This is a genomic window from Staphylococcus ureilyticus (assembly GCF_025558845.1).
In the GTDB taxonomy this organism is placed as follows: domain Bacteria; phylum Bacillota; class Bacilli; order Staphylococcales; family Staphylococcaceae; genus Staphylococcus; species Staphylococcus ureilyticus.
Genome location: NZ_CP094825.1, coordinates 1,194,612 through 1,213,231 on the forward strand (window position 1 = coordinate 1,194,612; position 18,620 = coordinate 1,213,231).

At 31.4% G+C, this 18,620-nt stretch carries 18 protein-coding genes; 3 read left to right on the plus strand and 15 right to left on the minus strand.

Annotation, left to right across the window (positions count from 1 at the left end; genetic code table 11):
* Positions 1-5: 5 nt before the first annotated feature.
* From MUA21_RS05835 to MUA21_RS05845, 3 genes are all read right to left on the minus strand, one after another.
* On the minus strand, positions 6-797 hold the full coding sequence (locus MUA21_RS05835; RefSeq protein WP_262562146.1) for an ATP-binding protein: 792 nt from the start codon (positions 795-797) through the stop codon (positions 6-8).
* A 160-nt stretch (positions 798-957) separates the two neighbouring features.
* Complete coding sequence (locus tag MUA21_RS05840; RefSeq protein WP_019468793.1) at positions 958-1,161, minus strand: DUF6501 family protein; 204 nt, start codon at positions 1,159-1,161, stop codon at positions 958-960.
* A gap of 23 nt (positions 1,162-1,184) precedes the next feature.
* Positions 1,185-1,994, minus strand: a complete 810-nt coding sequence (locus MUA21_RS05845) for a VOC family protein (RefSeq protein ID WP_262562147.1) — start codon at positions 1,992-1,994, stop codon at positions 1,185-1,187.
* Positions 1,995-2,209: 215 nt separating this feature from the next.
* Between MUA21_RS05845 and MUA21_RS05850 the strand changes: the two genes are divergently transcribed.
* Complete coding sequence (locus MUA21_RS05850) at positions 2,210-2,410, plus strand: Mid2-like cell wall stress sensor domain protein (protein WP_070038155.1); 201 nt, start codon at positions 2,210-2,212, stop codon at positions 2,408-2,410.
* Between the two features lie 177 nt (positions 2,411-2,587).
* Here MUA21_RS05850 and MUA21_RS05855 read toward each other — a convergent pair whose 3' ends face one another.
* The 5 genes from MUA21_RS05855 to MUA21_RS05875 form a co-directional block, all read right to left on the minus strand.
* Positions 2,588-3,151 (minus strand): dihydrofolate reductase family protein, encoded by a 564-nt coding sequence (locus MUA21_RS05855; RefSeq protein WP_107526164.1) that lies wholly within the window; start codon positions 3,149-3,151, stop codon positions 2,588-2,590.
* 198 nt (positions 3,152-3,349) lie between these two features.
* Positions 3,350-4,357: a Gfo/Idh/MocA family protein gene (locus MUA21_RS05860; protein ID WP_262562148.1), complete on the minus strand. Its 1,008-nt coding sequence runs from the start codon at positions 4,355-4,357 to the stop codon at positions 3,350-3,352.
* A gap of 26 nt (positions 4,358-4,383) precedes the next feature.
* The gene (locus tag MUA21_RS05865; RefSeq protein WP_262562149.1) at positions 4,384-5,529 is read right to left on the minus strand and encodes a Gfo/Idh/MocA family protein; all 1,146 of its coding nucleotides are present in this window, start codon (positions 5,527-5,529) and stop codon (positions 4,384-4,386) included.
* Positions 5,526-6,419 carry a sugar phosphate isomerase/epimerase family protein gene (locus tag MUA21_RS05870; RefSeq protein ID WP_262562150.1) on the minus strand — a complete coding sequence of 298 codons (894 nt, stop codon included), beginning with the start codon at positions 6,417-6,419 and terminating at the stop codon, positions 5,526-5,528. Before MUA21_RS05870 ends, MUA21_RS05865 begins: the two co-directional genes overlap by 4 nt.
* An 81-nt stretch (positions 6,420-6,500) precedes the next feature.
* Positions 6,501-7,367, minus strand: a complete 867-nt coding sequence (locus MUA21_RS05875) for a sugar phosphate isomerase/epimerase family protein (protein WP_064208962.1) — start codon at positions 7,365-7,367, stop codon at positions 6,501-6,503.
* Positions 7,368-7,491: 124 nt separating this feature from the next.
* On the opposite strand from MUA21_RS05875, the gene MUA21_RS05880 reads away from it, so the two are divergent.
* Positions 7,492-8,370, plus strand: coding sequence for an AraC family transcriptional regulator (locus MUA21_RS05880; protein ID WP_262562152.1), 879 nt, complete (start codon positions 7,492-7,494; stop codon positions 8,368-8,370).
* 18 nt (positions 8,371-8,388) lie between these two features.
* Here MUA21_RS05880 and MUA21_RS05885 read toward each other — a convergent pair whose 3' ends face one another.
* Complete coding sequence (locus MUA21_RS05885) at positions 8,389-8,976, minus strand: LysE family translocator (protein WP_262562153.1); 588 nt, start codon at positions 8,974-8,976, stop codon at positions 8,389-8,391.
* Between the two features lie 112 nt (positions 8,977-9,088).
* Between MUA21_RS05885 and MUA21_RS05890 the strand changes: the two genes are divergently transcribed.
* A complete protein-coding gene (locus MUA21_RS05890) occupies positions 9,089-9,637 on the plus strand; it encodes a helix-turn-helix domain-containing protein (protein ID WP_107526169.1) in 549 nt (182 codons plus the stop codon).
* Positions 9,638-10,170: 533 nt separating this feature from the next.
* Here MUA21_RS05890 and sucB read toward each other — a convergent pair.
* The 6 genes from sucB to murG all read right to left on the minus strand — a co-directional run bounded on the left by sucB (position 10,171) and on the right by murG (position 18,620).
* Positions 10,171-11,448 (minus strand): dihydrolipoyllysine-residue succinyltransferase, encoded by a 1,278-nt coding sequence (gene sucB, locus MUA21_RS05895; RefSeq protein WP_262562154.1) that lies wholly within the window; start codon positions 11,446-11,448, stop codon positions 10,171-10,173.
* A gap of 13 nt (positions 11,449-11,461) precedes the next feature.
* Positions 11,462-14,266: a 2-oxoglutarate dehydrogenase E1 component gene (locus MUA21_RS05900; RefSeq protein ID WP_262562156.1), complete on the minus strand. Its 2,805-nt coding sequence runs from the start codon at positions 14,264-14,266 to the stop codon at positions 11,462-11,464.
* 183 nt (positions 14,267-14,449) lie between these two features.
* A complete protein-coding gene (locus tag MUA21_RS05905) occupies positions 14,450-15,805 on the minus strand; it encodes a HAMP domain-containing sensor histidine kinase (RefSeq protein WP_046208272.1) in 1,356 nt (451 codons plus the stop codon).
* Positions 15,802-16,464 (minus strand): response regulator transcription factor, encoded by a 663-nt coding sequence (locus tag MUA21_RS05910; protein WP_262562158.1) that lies wholly within the window; start codon positions 16,462-16,464, stop codon positions 15,802-15,804. Before MUA21_RS05910 ends, MUA21_RS05905 begins: the two co-directional genes overlap by 4 nt.
* A gap of 449 nt (positions 16,465-16,913) precedes the next feature.
* Entirely contained in the window at positions 16,914-17,528 is a 615-nt protein-coding gene (locus MUA21_RS05915) for a phosphatase PAP2 family protein (protein WP_262562159.1), read from the minus strand.
* A gap of 15 nt (positions 17,529-17,543) precedes the next feature.
* Positions 17,544-18,620, minus strand: a complete 1,077-nt coding sequence (murG, locus tag MUA21_RS05920) for an undecaprenyldiphospho-muramoylpentapeptide beta-N-acetylglucosaminyltransferase (protein ID WP_262562160.1) — start codon at positions 18,618-18,620, stop codon at positions 17,544-17,546.

An 18,620-nucleotide genomic window follows, 5' to 3' on the forward strand; every position in this document is an offset into this window, starting at 1 on the left:
CCTCACTAAAAGTTTAATTCTACTACATTTAATATGGCTTGCTGTTCACGTTCGTCTTCTAGTTTATCGATAATTGTACGTTTAATGGCACGCTCTATAGGCATCACGGTAGCCAAATCACTTAAATCAATTAAAGCACGTATACTCGCTGCTTCTTCAGAAATTTGGCCTTGTTTGGTCATTGTTCGTAAATCTTCATTAAAATTAATGATTTTTTGTATTGTTTTATCATCTGATAATTGGCTTTGATTTTTAATTACATCACTTAAAATATCGCCATCAATATAATCTACTTGAATAACGACAAACCGGTTTTTAAGTGCTTCGTTCATTGGCAATGTACCAATATATCCTTCGTTTATTGCAGCGATTACATTAAATCCAGGGGCAGCATTGATAATTTCACCAGTGAACGGATTTGTTAATTTTCTACGGTAATCTAATACGCCATTTAAAATGGGTAAAGTTTCTGGTTTTGCCATGTTGATTTCGTCGATATAAAGTATATGGCCTTCTTTCATTGCTTTGATAACTGGTCCATCAATAAATACAATCTCTTGTGTGCCATTTTCATTTGTCTGTATCGTTTTAAAACCTAATAAACTTTCAGCGTCTAAATCTACTGAACAATTGACCTGGTGCATTGGACGATCTATTGTTTCGCTCAAAGTCTCAGCTAGCTTTGTTTTTCCAGAGCCCGTTGGTCCTTTTAATAAAATATTTTTATTCAATGCCATCATTGATGTTGCATCATCAAATACAGTTTCATCTTTGTTAATATATTGCGAATTCGTCATTGTTCCTTGCTCCTTTAAAAATAAAATAATTTATAAAATTCATATCATTAAAAATAGACCGGGGCTTGGATAATGTTTGAAATTATATAGCCCTAGTCTTATTAATTTAAGTTATATTTAATATTACACGTTTTCTATTTCACATGTTTCATATTGTAAATTATACCTCTTTAAAATAGGTTTTAAAGTAGCCACCGACAAGTCCAGAGTTGTCGATGATTTGATAATATTCTTCAGTTTCATTTATTACATCATATTGTTGTCCTACAGTTAACATGTCAGACACTGTGAATTTTTGTGCATCTGTATGTGTAACTTCTACTTTTTTAATGGGTGTATGATCTTTCCAAGTTTCATGTAGCATAGCTAAAAATCCTCTCTTTTTTATTATGATGTTTCTAAGGTTAAAATGAATGTAATACCACTTTTTTCAGTGATTCTTAGTGATCTTTCGCCTTCTTGATCTAATGTTTGATAAGGGATTCCAATGGATTCAAGTTCTTCAATAGTCTTTTGGAATTGTGATTTAGATTCTATTCCAAATTCAATTTGTTCTAATATACCATGTTCCGGCATTAAAATTTCTTCGTCTGATGCGTGAACATGCAGCTCGCCGCCTAAACCACCATCACCAATACGAAAAACTTGTATTTTAAAATTAGCATGGTCGTTAGGAGTATATTCTGCAAAATGTTCTAGGCCAAACACCCTAGTTAAAATAGATTGTGTAAGTACTATATCGTTAACTTTTAAGATAACAGGACCTAGGCCTTGAATTTGATGCAGCGGGTTTACATTACTTTCGAAGGTTGGTATACCGAGTGGTGTACCAGAATTATGTTCATTGGAATAAATATTAAATGTCTGCCCATTATGATCTTGGAAATTGAAATATTTATGACCGTTTAAATCAGTAGGCGCACCGAAAGCAATTTGATGCTGTTCTAAAATTGATTGATATTCTTCAAGTCCTTCATCACTTGGAACTCTTAAACCGATATTTTCAATATGGTTGTTATTGTTAATATAGTTTGGTACTTCTACAAAATGTATACGTGTACCTGAATTTAATTCAGCATCACCAAAACGTAAAGCTTGTCCTTTATCTGCCACATTTAATCCAAGTATGCTGGAGAATAACTCTTTGGTTTTACTTAAATCATTTGTCCCTGTAGTAACACTTCTAAGACCATTCATTATATTAACCCCTCTATTCATATTCTTTCAATACATTATAACTTATTTTACATGTTATTTGTATGATGAAGTATCTGATTGTGATTGTATTTACAAAATTGTAATTTTTAAACATTGGAGGATTAGCAGAAATGTATTAATATAGGTATATAATAGGAATAATTATTTTATATGTATGAAAAAATTTATTTTAGTTATTTAAGGAGGTTATATATATGTTTGGTACATGGATTTTATTTGGTGTCACAGTACTGATTGCAGTTTATTCAGGTATTACTTTCTTTTCCAATATAAATAATAAAGCAAAACAGCAAAATGCAAGCAAAGAAAGTATCAAGAAAAATAATATTTATGGCATTGTTTTTCTAGTGTTTTTAATTTTAGCGATTATTGAGCTTTTTGTATTTATTGCTTAAAATAACGCGCTTTAAATTAGCCAAAGATTTTAATATTATTGGTGAAATAATATAAATGTCAATTTCTATTGAAAAATTATAGAAATTGACATTTTGTTAATTTTAATGCAGATAAAGTAAAGTCAACTTCCCGTTTAAAGTTGTTTATGCAAAAATGAGATGTTTTTGCTTCTATGTTTAGTCTATTTTTTGATAAATCATTTGCACTACACCACTTTTATAAACATGTGTATTACACAATGAGATGTTGACCCGATTTTGATTGTGTTCAAAAAGAGGTTTTCCAGATCCTAAAATGACTGGGTGGATTGAAAGTCTATATTCGTCAATAAGGTTAAGATTTATAAAAGTTGTGATAATATTTGAGCCGCCATAGAGCCAAATGTCTTTGTTGCTATGTTTTTTGATTTTCAAAACCTTGCTACTGATATCATCACCGTTAATAAACTTTGTATGCGCTTTATCATTATAATTTTGGCTAGTAAACACAAATTTCTGCTTGCTATGAATTTGGTCCCACATCATTTTATCTCCAAATTGATCATCCTTTAAATTTGGCATAAATTCGCCCCATAAATCATAACTTTTCCTACCATATATAATAGTATCAATTTGTTCTAGAAAATGATTAAAGTTCATTTCTTCGTCCATGATGCACCAATCAACTTCTCCATTCGGCCCTTCTATATATCCATCCAATGTAATCGCTAAATCTAAAATAATTTTATTTGTGGTCATCATGATTACTCATTATTTTGGTTATTATCATTATAGTTTATAAAATTACTATTTACAATAAAGCTAAGAATAATAAAAATGGACAGAAATCGATATAAAAAGGATTTCTGCCCAGTTCATTAATTAACTTGAATGAGTTTACTTTTAATCGCTATGCTTATGTTCCACAATAAATTAAAATACCAAAATTTCATTTGTTTGCTAAATACTAGTAAAATGAATTGTCTCATTTGTTTGCGAAGATTTTTGTATTGCATCTATGATTGCTATTGATGGTAGTGCATCTTTAACGTGTATATAGTTTTTAGTGTGATTATAAATGGAATCGTAGAATTGATTTATGAGTGTCCCATGACTTGGTCCATAATATGATTTTGTACCTGGCATTTTTTTATCTTCAATAATATGAATTTTGTATCCTTCTTTATTAACACGTGTAAGTATATTATCTTTAATTGTGAATTTTTCATTTTCAAAAATGACTTGAAGTTCGATACTTGAATTGCCAAAATTAGCATTAGTGGCAAAAAACATTCCATTCGCTCCATTTTTAAATTTAATATGTGCAGAAGCGGTATCTTCGACTTCAATTTGATAATCTAACAATTGTGATACATTGCCTTTAATTGTATCAACAGGGCCGCAAAGTAATTGCATTAAATCCAAGGTGTGTATGGCTTGGTTGATTAATACACCACCTCCAGCAGTATCTAATTTTCCACGCCATGGTTTATCAGTATAATATGATTCGGGTCTGAACCAAGTAACGATACCTTTTATACCAATGATTTCACCAAACTTTTTGCTTTGTACTATCTGTTTTAAAGTTTGAAATGTTTCATTAAATCTATTTTGAAAGCAAACACATATTTTAGTATCTGGATATTTTTGCTCTAATTGTATTAATTTTAATCCTTCTTTAGCATTAATTGATAGAGGTTTTTCTTGCAAAACATGTATACCTCTTTCTACACAGGCAGTTGTCGCAGATACATGTAAATGATGAGGCAAACAAATATGTACACAATCTAGATCCACTTCTTTTAACATATTTTCAAAATTTGTAAAAAATTGAGCATTGGGTACTTTAGTTTGCATGGCGTTATCTATATCACATGCAGCTACTAATGCTACATTGGAATTTGCCTCTATCGTATTGAGATGTATTGCTGAAATATCACCTAGTCCTATAATTCCAATTTTCAACATATTACCAGCTCCGATTTTAGACATTTTTAATGTGCTTCGTTTTGAATTTGTTGCTTTAATGCATCTTTAAATTCTGAGGGATTTACTGGAACTGTTACTTCTTTACCTGTCCAACTAGATAAATAGATTGCATTTACTAAATTCACGCCATTTATGCCGTCATTTCCAGGCGCAATTAAAGGTGTCCCGTCGATGATATTAGCGGCAAAATTTTCTAATACATTTATATGTTGCTCACCCCATACACTTTCAAATTCAAATGTTTGCTGATCATAAATATTTTCTAACCCGTTGCCTTTAAAGATTTTAGCTGCTTCTTTCCAAGACATATTTCGATTCATTTGTGTTTCTGATTCTTTTAAACGTGTCAATGTGATTGTCTTACTATCTTCAACTAATATTTTGCCATTATCACCTGTGATTTCTAAACGATCAGTACCGATAATATCGTGGGTACATGTAATGAATACACCTGTCGCACCATTGCCATAATCTAGAATGGTTGTTACATCATCATCAACCGCTAAATCACGCTGATAGCCATATTTAATATTTGAAAACACAGATTTTGGCATCCCACATAGCCACTGTAATAGATCTATTTGGTGTGGCGCTTGGTTTACTAAAACACCGCCGCCTTCTTCTGACCATGTAGCTCTCCATGAACTTTGATTATAGTATGCTTGAGGACGCCACCAAGTCGTGATGATCCAATTCGTACGACGAATATTTCCAATTACACCGTCATCAATAAGAGATTTTACTTTTTGATAAAGTGGATTTGTGCGTTGATTAAAGAATATCGCAAATGTTAAATATGGTTTGGATGCTGCTAATTCACTTATTTCTTTCACTTTTTCAGCATAAATATCAGCCGGCTTTTCAAGTAAAGCGTGAATATCCCGTTTTAAGGCTTCTTTACCTATATCAGTATGCAGATAATGAGGAACGGTTGTAACAATTGCATCAACATCCCCACTTTCTAGCATAGCGATATAGTCATTATAAAATGGTACATTAGGATAATGATTTTTTACTTCATCTTTCTTTTCAGTATTGATGTCGCAAATCGCTCCAATTTCAATTTGTGGAATTTTACCAGATTTAATAAATTCAGCATACGTACTACCTTGAGCGCCCAAACCAATAATGCCTAAACGAATTTTTTTCATTGTGTATTCTCCTTATTGTTTATATTCGATAATATTTTCAAAAGTGCTTCATATTGCATTTTATATCCTTCTGCACCATCTTTTGCAGCAGAATTTTGAATTGTTTCAGTTGAATGTTCTAATTCTAAGTCTTTAATAGCATCAAAAACGACAAGATGCGGTTCAAGTGTTAAGAATCCTTGATAACCTGATTCAAAAAATTGTACTAAGATACTTTCAATCTGACCATCTCCTGTACCACATAGCACATTAACATTATCTTTGTATACTGCATCTTTAATATGGATATACGCTATGTCATCTGAAAGTAAATCGTAACAGTCCTGTGTATCTTCTCCACATTGGACAAAGTTCGCAAAATCAAATATCGCCTTGAAATTTGGAGAGTTTACTTCATCAAGAATAAGTTTACATCGACGAGCAATATCACCAAAAATATCTTTTTCATTTTCATGTAACAGTACAATATTGTATTGCTCAGCTATTTTTGCAAACTCCTTTAATTTTGAAATCACTACATTTTTATAATCATCAAAATGGTCTTTTTTAGGAATATAAAAACTAAATATTCTAATATACTGACAATTGAGCAATTGGCTTATTTCACATAATGATTTGAGCATTACTAATTGTCTTTCAAACGCTGCTTCATCATCTATATAAATTTTGCCAATTGGTGAACCTATAGATGATACTCCGATATTCCATTGCTTTAAGCGAGGAATTACATCTTTCTTAATCATTTCTACTGAGTAATCACCAATATTTTTATCATCGATTCCACGTAAGGAAATATAGCTCATGCCTAGCTCATTTACCGTTTTTAACTGTGTTTGAAAATCTGAAGCGATTTCATCAGAAAATCCAGAGATCTCAATATTTTTAAACATCGTATCTATATCCTTATCATTTTGATAGCGCTTACTTAATTAAATGTAAATAAGCACAGAATATTTATTTTATAGTAAACATTAAAACCAAGATTTATAACCCAGATCATATAAGTGGTCCCGGCTAATTGTTAAACAATTATATGGATCTTCGCCGTATAGCTCGTCTTGTTCAACGAAGAAATATTCACTGCCACTTTCACGTCCAATTTCAATAATATCCTTAAGCGGTAAAGTGCCTTTTCCTAATTCAGCAAATTGAGTAATCATATGTAACATATAATATAATTTTTCATGTCCTTCGCCAGGGTATTGTGACATATCTATTTCACCTACTCGATAGTCTTTTAAATGTATAGCACGAATACGATTTGCATATTTTGGAATGACATCTATTGGATTAAGTCCTGCTCTCCAAATCCAATGGATATCTAGTTCAAAACCTAAATGATTTGTATGATCTCTCATTAAATCAAGCATAAATTGTCCATTGTATTGAACAAATTCTAAATTATGGGCATGATAGTATAAATCAATGCCTTCTTCTTTAAGTCTTTTGGCATAAGTTTCACAAATTTCAGCAAATTGTAAGGTGCTTTCTTTGGACCCCATATAGTTAATTGGTAACATCCCTATTCTCAAAATAGAACAGTTCACAGCTTTACAATCAGCTACAATTTTATCGAAATCATCTTCTAATGTATCTCCAGGATATTTTTGTTTAGCAGATATATGCTCTACACCACAGGACATTGCTGCAATATTCATTCCAAAATCATTAATCGCTTGTTGCATTGCTTCAATATTCTGTGGGTTCATGTCGATTTGAGAAATTTCGACCGCATTATAACCTAAATCACTGACTTTCTTCAGTACGTTATATAATCCTTCTTCTTGTACTTTTTGTTTGAGCATCATCATTTGAACGCCAATTTGAGTTGATGTCATATTCATTCTTCCTTTCAAAAATATTTATATTTTAATGTTATAATATAATTATAATTTGAGGGAAAAATAACAACATTGTAAATCATGGAAAAAAGTATGTTTTTTGAGCAGGAGGGATATTTTCATGAAAGATAGAGAAACATTTACCCAACAATTTGATACAATTTCATTACCCTTTGATGGTCAATATGCCGCATGGCATAAAATAAGTGACGGTCATTTTGGAAATGAGTTACATTATCATGATCATTATGAAATATTTTTTTCATTATCTGGAAATTTGCTTTATACCATAGAAGGACAATTTTTTAATTTAGAGGTTGGCTCAATGCTCATTATTCCACCATACGAATTCCATCGTTTGGATGAACAAAAGGATGGTCACGCAGAGCGTATCGGCTTACGATTTGATGCCGAAATAATAAATGAACTTTCTGTAGAAAATTGTGATCTAAGCGTGTGTTTTGATAAATATTCATCTAAATTTAAATATCTATTGCAGTTATCGGAATATCAAAAAAGAGAATTATATTATTTGTTACAAGGTTTAATTAATGAACAAGATAATCAAGCTTTTGGTAAAGATTTAGCTGCTAAATCTTTACTGACACAGTTTTTAATCATACTTAATAGAGTAGCAATAGAAAATGAAGGTATCGTTGATTATAGTGATGACCCATCTAGTCACTTAGTTAGACAGGTATTAGACTATATGGAATTACATTACAGTCAGGAAATATCATTAGAGCAACTTGAAAATAAATTTTTTGTAAGTCGACATAAAATCACGCAACAATTTACAAAACTAGTTGGCTATCCACCATATCGTTATTTATTAAATCTGCGTTTGCAAAATGCTCAAAGGTTATTAAAAAATGGAGAAAATCCACAACAAGTAGCAACTCATTGTGGTTTTAGTGATTATTCGAATTTTTACAGAAGGTTTAAAACCTCATATGGTTGTAGTCCGCGCGAATTTTCACAACAATATGATAATCATTAAATAACAATCATTTCATAACTAGTGTATTAAAATATTTATAGCAACATAAACTAATAGACCAGCCATGACAAAATTAAATATACGTTCATGTGTTGATATAAATGATTTAAATAAAGAACCTAAAACGCCCCAACTCAAAGTACCTAAAAAACCGATAATAGCCAGTAAGATAATAAAGGGTAATTGTTTTTGCCAATCCGTAGAAAAAGGTGTGATAAAAGTAGAAATTACTGTTAAAGCATAAATAATTCCTTTAGGATTAATGAATTGTAACATTACACCAGATTTTAAACCACTGAGCTTGTGACTAAAAGTTTGCTTTGTCCCATAAATAGAACTCATAGAAATCTTTAAAGCTAAATAAAGTAAATATATAAATGCAAATATTTTCATCAAAAATTCAATTTTAGGAAAAGCGGAATGCAAAGTTGTATTAAATATACTGGATATTAGTAACAACAAAAGAAAACCAAATCCAACACCAATTGAAAATCGTAAGCTGCTTTTAAAATTTAAATTTTGAGAAAAAAACAAAGCCATTATATTATTAGGACCGGGTGTAAAGCTTGCAACAACAGCATATATAAGCATAGATATTATTAACATTTTAATCTCCCCCACGTATTAAAACATTATAACGTCCAAATTTACGTTATAATGTTTGGTCTTTAAAGTATATGGTTTATACGTTATATTGTAAATAGAGGTGCTTAAATTGATGAGAGAAATTAACGACATTATAGCTGAAAATTTAAAATTATATAGAAAACAAAGTGGTTATTCATTGGAACAATTATCTGATGTCACAGGTGTAAGTAAAACAATGTTGGGACAAATAGAACGTAAGATATCCATTCCATCTATCACAACATTATGGAAGATAGCAAATGGTTTAAAAGTATCATTCACAGAATTAACACAAGAAAATAGCAATATTATACAGAAAATTAGTTTGAATGAAATACAACCCTTAATTTCAGAAGATAATAAATATAAAGCATATCCTCTATTTAAGTTTGATATTGAAAAGAAGTTTGAAAGCTATATGGTTGTTATTGGAGTTGAAGGGCAAATGGACGGGGCGCCCCATGGATCAAATACAATGGAATATATCACAGTCTATGAAGGTACCTTAACACTTATATTAGATGGAGAAACCTTTGTTATTCATAAAAATGAAGCTATTAAATTCAATGGAAATATATTTCACCAATATTTAAACCAACATGATGAACCTGTGTACTTACATATGACTATTCATTATTAATATGTAATAATATCAATAGATTGAAATGAATATTTTTACAGCTTTTCATGTTTGATGATATGGATATGCTTAATTTGATAAATTCAGGGAGGACAATATTATGATCAATCCTCAAATGAAAGATTTAAAACCACTTGAAATAATATTATTAATAATAGCTACAATGTTATTTGTTTTTCATATTTTCATAAGTTTTAATATCATTCATGTATCTGTTCTACTATCTATCTTAAGCCTAACTCTATCTATTTTCATTTTAAGTTATGTATTTTTTAAGCAAAATTTTAAAGTTACAGGCTACATCTGCTTAGCTTGTGCTTTATTATTAGTAATAATATCTTTCATATAATACAAAAGCACTTAAATCATTTAGGTGCTTTTTATTTAATATTCAAATCATTACAATGACTTTCAACAGTAAAATAATACTAGAGCGCGCATTTGAATGTTATCAAAAATGAAATAAGCACATAAAAATACAACGACGCTGAACGCCGTTGTATTAAGGTTAGTAAACTATTTTGTGTTGTGGATTAAGATTCTAATAGTAAATCTTCTGGATTTTCAATTAATTCTTTAATAGTTTTTAAGAAACCTACTGCTTCTTTACCATCGATGATTCTATGATCATAACTTAATGCGATGTACATCATCGGACGGTTTTCAATTGTGTCTGCGTCGATAGCAATCGGACGTGTAATAATAGAATGCATACCTAGAATCGCAGCTTGGCTACCATTAATGATTGGTGTAGACATCATTGAACCAAAGATACCACCATTGGTAATAGTAAATGAACCATTTACCATATCATCTAAACCTAATTTTTTATCACGCGCTTTGATAGCTAAATTAGCTATTTCATCTTCAATTTCGGCAAAGTTTTTCTTATCACAATCTCTTACAAATGGTACGAGTAATCCGTCATCTGTAGATACGGCAACCCCGATGTCATAGTATTGTTTCGTAATCATGTCTTCACCATCAATTTCAGCGTTTACTTCAGGGTACTTTTTCAATGCTGATACTGATGCTTTTGTAAAGAATGACATGAAACCTAGTTTTGTACCATCATGATCTTTAATGAATTGTTCTTTTTTACGTTTACGTAAGTTCATCACATTTGTCATATCAACTTCATTAAATGTTGTTAGCATTGCTGTATTATTAGATACTTCTAATAACTTTTTGGAAGCTGTTTTCTTACGACGAGACATTTTTTCTCTGATAACTGGTTTTGTTGGGTTTTGTGGAGCTGCTTGTTTTTTAGGTTCTTCTTTTGATGACGATTGTGCAGCTTGTTCATTCTTATTATTTTGTGATTGATCAACATGTTCTTTTCTAACAACATCATTTGATTGCGTTGCTACTTCGGATAAGTCAATGCCTTTTTCACGTGCATATTTACGTGCAGATGGTGTCGCATTAACACGTTGTCCTTTATTTTGTGAATCGTCAGCAGTGCTTTCATTACCATTTTGAGCTTTTGATTTTGGTTGCTCTGATTTTTCGTTACTCTCAGCTGCTTGTGATTCAGAATTATCTTGTTTAGGTGCTTCAGAATTATTATTGCCACTTCCTTCGCCTACAACAGCGATAGATTGGCCAACTTCTACCGTATCACCTTCATTTGCAAGTAATTCTTGCAATACACCAGCTTCTTCAGAAACTACTTCGACGTTTACTTTGTCTGTTTCTAATTCAAGGATAGCTTCACCTTTATCTACACTATCACCGACTTGTTTTAACCATTCTGCAATGGTACCTTCTGTAATGGATTCTGCTAATTCTGGAACTTTTACCTCTGGCATGCTTAACTTCCCCCTAGTTAAATTTTGTGCTTTGTTCGATTATCATATTTTGAACAAGTTTGTGTATTTCTCCATCACCTTCAGCAGGAGCTGAACGTTGAATACGGCCATGATAGCTTAAATCGTATTTATCTGTAGTTAATTCTTTCAGATATGGATAAACAAATGACCAAGCGCCTTGGTTCTTAGGTTCTTCTTGTACCCAAGCTACATTTTCTAAATGAGGTAATTCATTTAGTAATGTTTCAATTTCTTCAGCTGGGAATGGATATAATCTTTCCACAGCAACTAGTAAAATTGAATTATTTGGATTTTTTGCTAAATATTCTTTTAAATCAATAAACATTTTACCTGAAGCTAGAATTACTTTTTTAACAGCTTCTTTATCATGTTCTTCTGGTAAAATTGGTTCGAATTTTCCAGATGTAAATTTATCAATTGGGTCAGCAACTGTTTTATTACGTAAGAGACTCTTAGGAGACATTACTACTAGCGGTCTCATTGATTGTGTACCTAAGCTAGCAGCTTGAGCTCTCAGTAAATGGAAGTAGTTACTTGAGCTTGATAAGTTTACTACTGTACTGTTATTTTCCCCAGCTAATTGTAAGAATCTTTCCAAACGTGCAGATGAATGTTCAGGCCCTTGACCTTCAAATGAATGAGGTAAGAATAGTGTTAAACCTGAACGTTCGCCCCATTTAGCTCTAGCACTAAATAAGAAGTTATCGAATATCATTTGAGCCATATTAGAAAAGTCTCCATATTGGGCTTCCCAAATTGTCATACAATCTTTATTTTGCACATTATAACCATATTCAAAGCCAACAACCGCTGCTTCTGATAGTGGCGAGTTACGCACTTCAAAAGTTGCTTTTTGTCCTGGAACATTGTGAAGTGGGATATATTCTTCACCTGAATCAGGGTCATGGAGTACGGCGTGACGGTGACTGAATGTACCACGTTCACTATCTTGTCCAGTTAAGCGAATAGGCGTACCTTTTTGAGTGATTGTTGCGAATGCTAATTGTTCTGCTTGAGCCCAATCAACTAATCCATCTTCGCTCTCAAAAGGCTCTCTTCTTTTCTCTAAGACTTTATTCAATTTTTTAAGAACATTAAAGTTAGATGGATATGATAGCATTGCATCATTAATTTCTTTAAGTTGTTCATAACTTACATCCACATCGACACTTTGGAGTGGTTCGGCAAGACTATCTGGTTTTTGCATATCAGGATTATCCAACTTGTCGTTTTTATCTATTTCATCATGAGCGGCACGGAGTTCTTTTTGAACTTCATCAAAGATTTGATTCATTTGATCTTCAGAAATAATATTATCTTGAACTAATTGATGACCATAAAGTACATCAACAGGGTCATGTTTTCGAATATTATGGTATGGTAACGGATTGGTAATGGATGGTTCATCCATCTCATTGTGCCCATATCTACGATAACCAACCAAATCAATGACAACATCTTTATGGAATTCTTTTCTAAACGCCATAGCAATTTCAATTGCTTCAATTGTGGCTTCAACATTATCTGCATTAACATGCATGATAGGTACATCATAGCCTTTTGCAACATCAGATGAATACGTTGTGGAACGACCATCTTCTGGCTCAGTTGTAAAGCCAATTCTATTATTAGTGATTATATGGAGTGTACCACCTGTTGAATAGCCGTCTAAATTTTCTAAATTCATAGCTTCGAAGTTAATACCTTGTCCTGGGTAAGCAGCATCACCATGAATCAATATTGGCATAGATTTATGGAAATCAGTATGAACTTTTCCAGGTTTGTCGGTATCATCTTGATTTGCACGTGTTTTACCTAATACAACCGGCGCAACGATTTCAAGATGACTTGGATTATTCGCAAGGGAAATGCGCTGCTCACTGCCATAAGAATTTGTAGTTTTTACACCACCGAGATGGTATTTTACATCTCCTGACCAACCTGAAGTTAATTCTAAACTACCATCTTTTGGTAGGAATTTCATTGGATCAGTGTGCATGAATTCAGAAATCATCATTTGATACGGTTTTTCTAACACATGTGTAAGTACATTTAATCTACCACGGTGGGCCATACCTATTTGTATATTTTGAATGCCTTCGTCACTAGCAAGTCTTAATGTTTGTTGTAACATTGGCACTAGTGTGTCTACACCTTCTATTGAGAAACGTTTTGCGCCCACAAAGTTTTTGTGTAAATATTTTTCGAAGCCTTCTACATGTGCTAAGTTTTTAAATAATTCAATCTTTTGATTATCGTTTAATGTTGCTTTGTATGGTGTTTCTATTCTACGTTTTAACCATACACGTTCCCTATTGTTATTGATATGTGTATATTCAAATGCAATAGGTCCTTTATAACGTTTTTCCATACGAACAATAGCTTCATAAGCATTATCGTAAATATCTTTAAAGTGTTCAGATACAATACCTGCTGAAATTGACTCTAATGTTTCTTTATCCAAATTAAAATCTTCAATATTTAATTTTGGAACATTTTCTCTTTCAGGTTTGTTAACTGGATAAATATCTGCCAATAAATGCCCATATTGACGTATGTTATCTATGAGACGCATAACACGTTTAATCGTGCTATCAGCTTTAGTCGCATTTTGTTGACCATCAGCTGTATTTGTTGCGATGTTTGCTTCACCGTTTTTGATTGTACTAAATAGGACTTGTAAATCTTCAGGGACTGAAGCTGGATCATTCAAATATAAATCATATAGATCTAAAATGTATCCAAGATTTGCCCCGAAATTTACAGGTGCCTGGGTAACCTGACTTTCGTTGCTCATATTACACCCTCCACAAAATAGTTAAAACGCTTACAAATCAATAATAGCATTAAATAAATGCAAATTAAAGTATCAATAACTAGTTATATGAAAAAGCAGAACCTGATTTTATTTGGCTCTGCTAATTGTATTTTCATTTTATAGCGTAACATATTTTTACTTGAATGAGTAACCTATTAAAAATCAAAATGTGATTTTAAATGTCGTGTATTTTCCTACTTCACTTTCTACATGAATTGTCCCATGATTTAATTCAATGATTTTTTTAGCTATCGATAAACCTAAACCATTGCCGCCTAACTTTCTGGAACGGGATTTATCAACTCTATAGAATCTGTCAAAAATAAAATCTATATCCTCTTTTGGAATACCTACACCATGGTCTGTAATTTCAATTGATATTTGTTTGTTCCTTAGATTTGTTTGAATTTGAATATATTTATTAACTTGATCATATTTCATGGCGTTATCAATGAAGATAATTAGTACTTGTTCAAATTGATAACGGTCTATTTTTATATTAAGCGGTTTTTGATAAGGTACAAATTCAAAAACATAATCTTGATGAAGTTGTTTTAGTGATTTAATTCTGGATGTAATCTCTTGATTAATTTCTACACTTTCGGTTTCATTTTCTTTACTATTGTTGTTATCTTTTGTTAACAATAATAATTCTTCAACTAATTTTGTAATTCTAGTCATTTCTTCTAAGGATATGTCGAGTGACTCTTCAAGAATTGCTGCATCTTTTTTGCCCCACCGCTGTATCAAATTTAAGTGACCCTGAATAATTTGTAATGGAGTTCGTAGCTCATGTGAAGCATCTTCAACAAATTGACGCTGTTGGTTAAACGATTCTTCTAATTGGAACATCATTTCATTAAAAGTAACAATTAAATTATCTGTTTCTTCGTAATTAGTAACTAAGTCCACTTTTTCTTGGAAACCATCACGACGAATTTGCTGCATTTTATTAGACATTAAGATTAATGGTTTTGTAATTTGTGCAGAGAAGAAATAACTTACCATTGCAGTTATAAAAGTAGCAATCACTCCAAATATGAGTGCAATAAAATACAATGAATTGACGAGTGCATTATAATTCTCTAAAGAATGAATGATTACGCTATATCCTTTAAAATGATGCGTATTAATCCGGTTTGTAATAATTAAATAATCGTTGTTATGGTATTTTTTTATTAAAGCCGTATCAATTTCTTTAGGTTTGAAATTAGGTGAATAAACGATATCGTTGTCATTTGAAGTCTCTATTTGTTTTTCACCATTTTTATTATAAAGAATCACTTTTTGAAAATTACCTAACGAAGCATTTAAGTCTAATGGTGTAATATCATTCAATTGTTTAGATTCGAAAAGTTGAATGATATCCGAGGAACTTCTTTCAGCTTCGCTTAGTTCGTTGTGACGTAATGCGTTACTTAGAAAGAATATGATAATTAAACTAAATATAAATATGGTTGAAAACGTAATCGTTGTTGTGATAATCATCCACTTGGTTTTTAATTTACGCTGTTTCATTTTCTAACCACATATCCCACGCCACGTACAGTTTCTATGATTTTATCTTTATTATATGGTTTAAGCTTATTTCTTAAATAGCGGATGTATACATCAACAACGTTAGTTTCAACTTCTGAATCATAACCCCACACATCTGCGATAATTTGTTCTCGCTGTAATACATGATTACGATTTTCAGCTAATAAGGTCAATAAATCATATTCTGTTTTCGTCAAATCCAAAGTATTACCATCTACAGTTACTTTAAAGCCATCTCTATCGATAATAATGCCTTGCATGTCGATGATGTTCTTTTGTGGCTGTCTACGTAACATTGCTCTTATTCTTGCTAATAATTCTTCAATATCAAATGGTTTTACTATATAATCATCTGCCCCATAATCTAATCCAGCTACTTTATCGTAAGTGTCACTTTTTGCTGTGATAATAATTATAGGAGTGGATTTATTTTGTCTGACTTGTCTACAAATTTCTAAACCATTAATATTAGGTAGCATCAAATCTAACAAAATCAAATCGTAATCATTTGTTAAAGCTTTTGCCAACCCAGGTTTGCCATCATATTCAATATCTACGGCATAGTTTTCGTGCTCTAATTCTAACTCGATAAAACGTGCAAGATTTTGTTCATCTTCAACAATTAAAATTTTTGTCATTGCTTACACCTCAAAATATATAATATATGAAATAACAGTTTATAGAAAGTAACAGGGTATTAAAAATAAAATAAGATATTGAATATAATTAAATATAACGATGTTGAAATAAAAGATTAGAAAATATTAGAAATCTAATTGACAATTATTCTCAGTGTTGTATAATGTAATTGAAAATGATTATCAATACTACATAGACATTCCCCCCACACATATTTGTTTTAGTAGAATTGATCATTTTCGTAAATATCCCCTTTTATATGCCCGTAAAAGACTAACGTTGTAAATCAACGTATATATAGAAACCGGTTTTACATTATGAAATCGGTTTTTATAATAATTTTTGACACAATTGAATTAAGTTTGAGATATAAGTATCTCAGATGAATTTAAAAAATGGCAATTTCTATTTTATATAGAAATTGCCATTTATTCTATTTCGTTATTATTTAAATTTTTAATTTGTGCCTCAATATTAGTGTTGATAATACGACACAAAAAGCGCCACCAATGATACCAGCAATGATATCAGTTGGATAATGAACACCAAGATATACTCTTGATGATGAAATTAAAATAATAAATAGTGCTGAAAGACCTATCATAATCCCTTTTGTTTTACCTTTCATGACACGATTAGCAATGTAAATGGTACTGCCAAAGAAAGCGGTTGATCCCATTGCGTGTCCACTTGGAAAACTAAAACCAGAGATATCTATGAGACGTAACAGTGTAGGTCGTTCTCTGTCAAATACGTTTTTTAATAATGGGTTTAAAGTACTTGATAAACTCATTGCTATAGCAAAGAAAAGTGCCTCTATATTTAATTTTTTAAGCATTAAATAGGCGATAAGTAATAAAGATAAACAAACCATTGCCCATACTTCCCCGATTTTAGTAACTCCTAGGAAAAATGTAGTAGTTATAAAACTTTCAGAAGAATATATGAATTCATAAACTTCATTGTCTATCCATTTTCCTAATCTTGATTCATGGAAGGATGCAATAATGCCAAAAATTAATGTAAAAATAATGAGTAGACTTATTCTTTTCCAACGACTCATTGCGTATCCTCCCTATTAGTAGTTATTTGCATCTTTAATAATTTTATGAAATAAATCTTGGCGTGTAAAACTTTCTTTGTATGTTTGCATCTGAGTTATAATAGATTCACGATGAGTTTCGATGTCTTTTAACTGATCGATGAGTTTATCCTCGGTTAAAGTGTCTTCAGGAATTGTTCTTCCAAAACCTTTAGATTCAAAATTTTTCGCATTGTCTATTTGATCTCCTCTAGATTGGTCAAGACCTAATGGAATTAAAAGCATTGGAATTCTTAATGCCAAGAATTCATATATAGCGTTTGAGCCAGCACGACTAATAACTGTGTCTGTTATCGCTAATAAATCAGTTAAATCGTCTTTAACAAATTCAAACTGAACGTATCCTTCTTTATCGGTAAAGGATTGATCCAGCAATCCTTTACCAGTTAAATGAATCACTTGATAATTTTTTAATAATGCGTCTAAATTATCTCTAATAATATCATTTAACTTTTTACTTCCAAGGCTACCACCCATGATTAATAAAACTTTTTTATTATCTTTAAATTCTGTTAATTGATAGCCTCTATTTTTATCACCACTTTTTAAATCTTCCCGCACTGTAGCACCTACAAAATCCGCTTTTTCACTCGGCAGGTATTGTAATGTATCTTCAAAGGTTGTATAAATCTTTTTAGCAAACTTTAAAGCAATTTTATTTGCTAGTCCGGGTGTTAAATCAGATTCATGTATAATAGTTGGAATTTTTAGGGATTTAGCAGCGATAACTACAGGCACAGATACAAAACCACCTTTTGAGAATAATAGGTCAGGCTTTTCTTTTTTTAATATGCGTCTTGAATCAAAGATACCTTTTAATACTTTAAAAATATCTTTAATATTTTCAAAAGAGATGTATCGTCTTAATTTACCGCTTGAAATTTTATGATATGGGATTTCTGGTAATTGGGATTCAATCATTTCTCGTTCCATACCATTTTTGGAGCCGATATAAAATGCTTCATATCCTTCTTCTAAAGCTGTTGGAATCAAACTTAGATTAACAGAAACATGTCCAACAGTACCGCCACCAGTAAATGCGATTTTTGTCAT

Coding starts and splice junctions, on each gene's coding strand:
- MUA21_RS05910 (WP_262562158.1), bottom strand. CDS start 16,464: ATGACAAAAATTTTAATTGTTGAAGATGAACAAAATCTTGCACGTTTT.
- MUA21_RS05875 (WP_064208962.1), bottom strand. CDS start 7,367: ATGACATCAACTCAAATTGGCGTTCAAATGATGATGCTCAAACAAAAA.
- MUA21_RS05880 (WP_262562152.1), top strand. CDS start 7,492: ATGAAAGATAGAGAAACATTTACCCAACAATTTGATACAATTTCATTA.
- murG (WP_262562160.1), bottom strand. CDS start 18,620: ATGACAAAAATCGCATTTACTGGTGGCGGTACTGTTGGACATGTTTCT.
- MUA21_RS05915 (WP_262562159.1), bottom strand. CDS start 17,528: ATGAGTCGTTGGAAAAGAATAAGTCTACTCATTATTTTTACATTAATT.
- MUA21_RS05860 (WP_262562148.1), bottom strand. CDS start 4,357: ATGTTGAAAATTGGAATTATAGGACTAGGTGATATTTCAGCAATACAT.
- MUA21_RS05855 (WP_107526164.1), bottom strand. CDS start 3,151: ATGATGACCACAAATAAAATTATTTTAGATTTAGCGATTACATTGGAT.
- MUA21_RS05870 (WP_262562150.1), bottom strand. CDS start 6,419: ATGTTTAAAAATATTGAGATCTCTGGATTTTCTGATGAAATCGCTTCA.
- MUA21_RS05865 (WP_262562149.1), bottom strand. CDS start 5,529: ATGAAAAAAATTCGTTTAGGCATTATTGGTTTGGGCGCTCAAGGTAGT.
- MUA21_RS05885 (WP_262562153.1), bottom strand. CDS start 8,976: ATGTTAATAATATCTATGCTTATATATGCTGTTGTTGCAAGCTTTACA.
- sucB (WP_262562154.1), bottom strand. CDS start 11,448: ATGCCAGAGGTAAAAGTTCCAGAATTAGCAGAATCCATTACAGAAGGT.
- MUA21_RS05905 (WP_046208272.1), bottom strand. CDS start 15,805: ATGAAACAGCGTAAATTAAAAACCAAGTGGATGATTATCACAACAACG.
- MUA21_RS05890 (WP_107526169.1), top strand. CDS start 9,089: ATGAGAGAAATTAACGACATTATAGCTGAAAATTTAAAATTATATAGA.
- MUA21_RS05835 (WP_262562146.1), bottom strand. CDS start 797: ATGACGAATTCGCAATATATTAACAAAGATGAAACTGTATTTGATGAT.
- MUA21_RS05850 (WP_070038155.1), top strand. CDS start 2,210: ATGTTTGGTACATGGATTTTATTTGGTGTCACAGTACTGATTGCAGTT.
- MUA21_RS05840 (WP_019468793.1), bottom strand. CDS start 1,161: ATGCTACATGAAACTTGGAAAGATCATACACCCATTAAAAAAGTAGAA.
- MUA21_RS05845 (WP_262562147.1), bottom strand. CDS start 1,994: ATGAATGGTCTTAGAAGTGTTACTACAGGGACAAATGATTTAAGTAAA.
- MUA21_RS05900 (WP_262562156.1), bottom strand. CDS start 14,266: ATGAGCAACGAAAGTCAGGTTACCCAGGCACCTGTAAATTTCGGGGCA.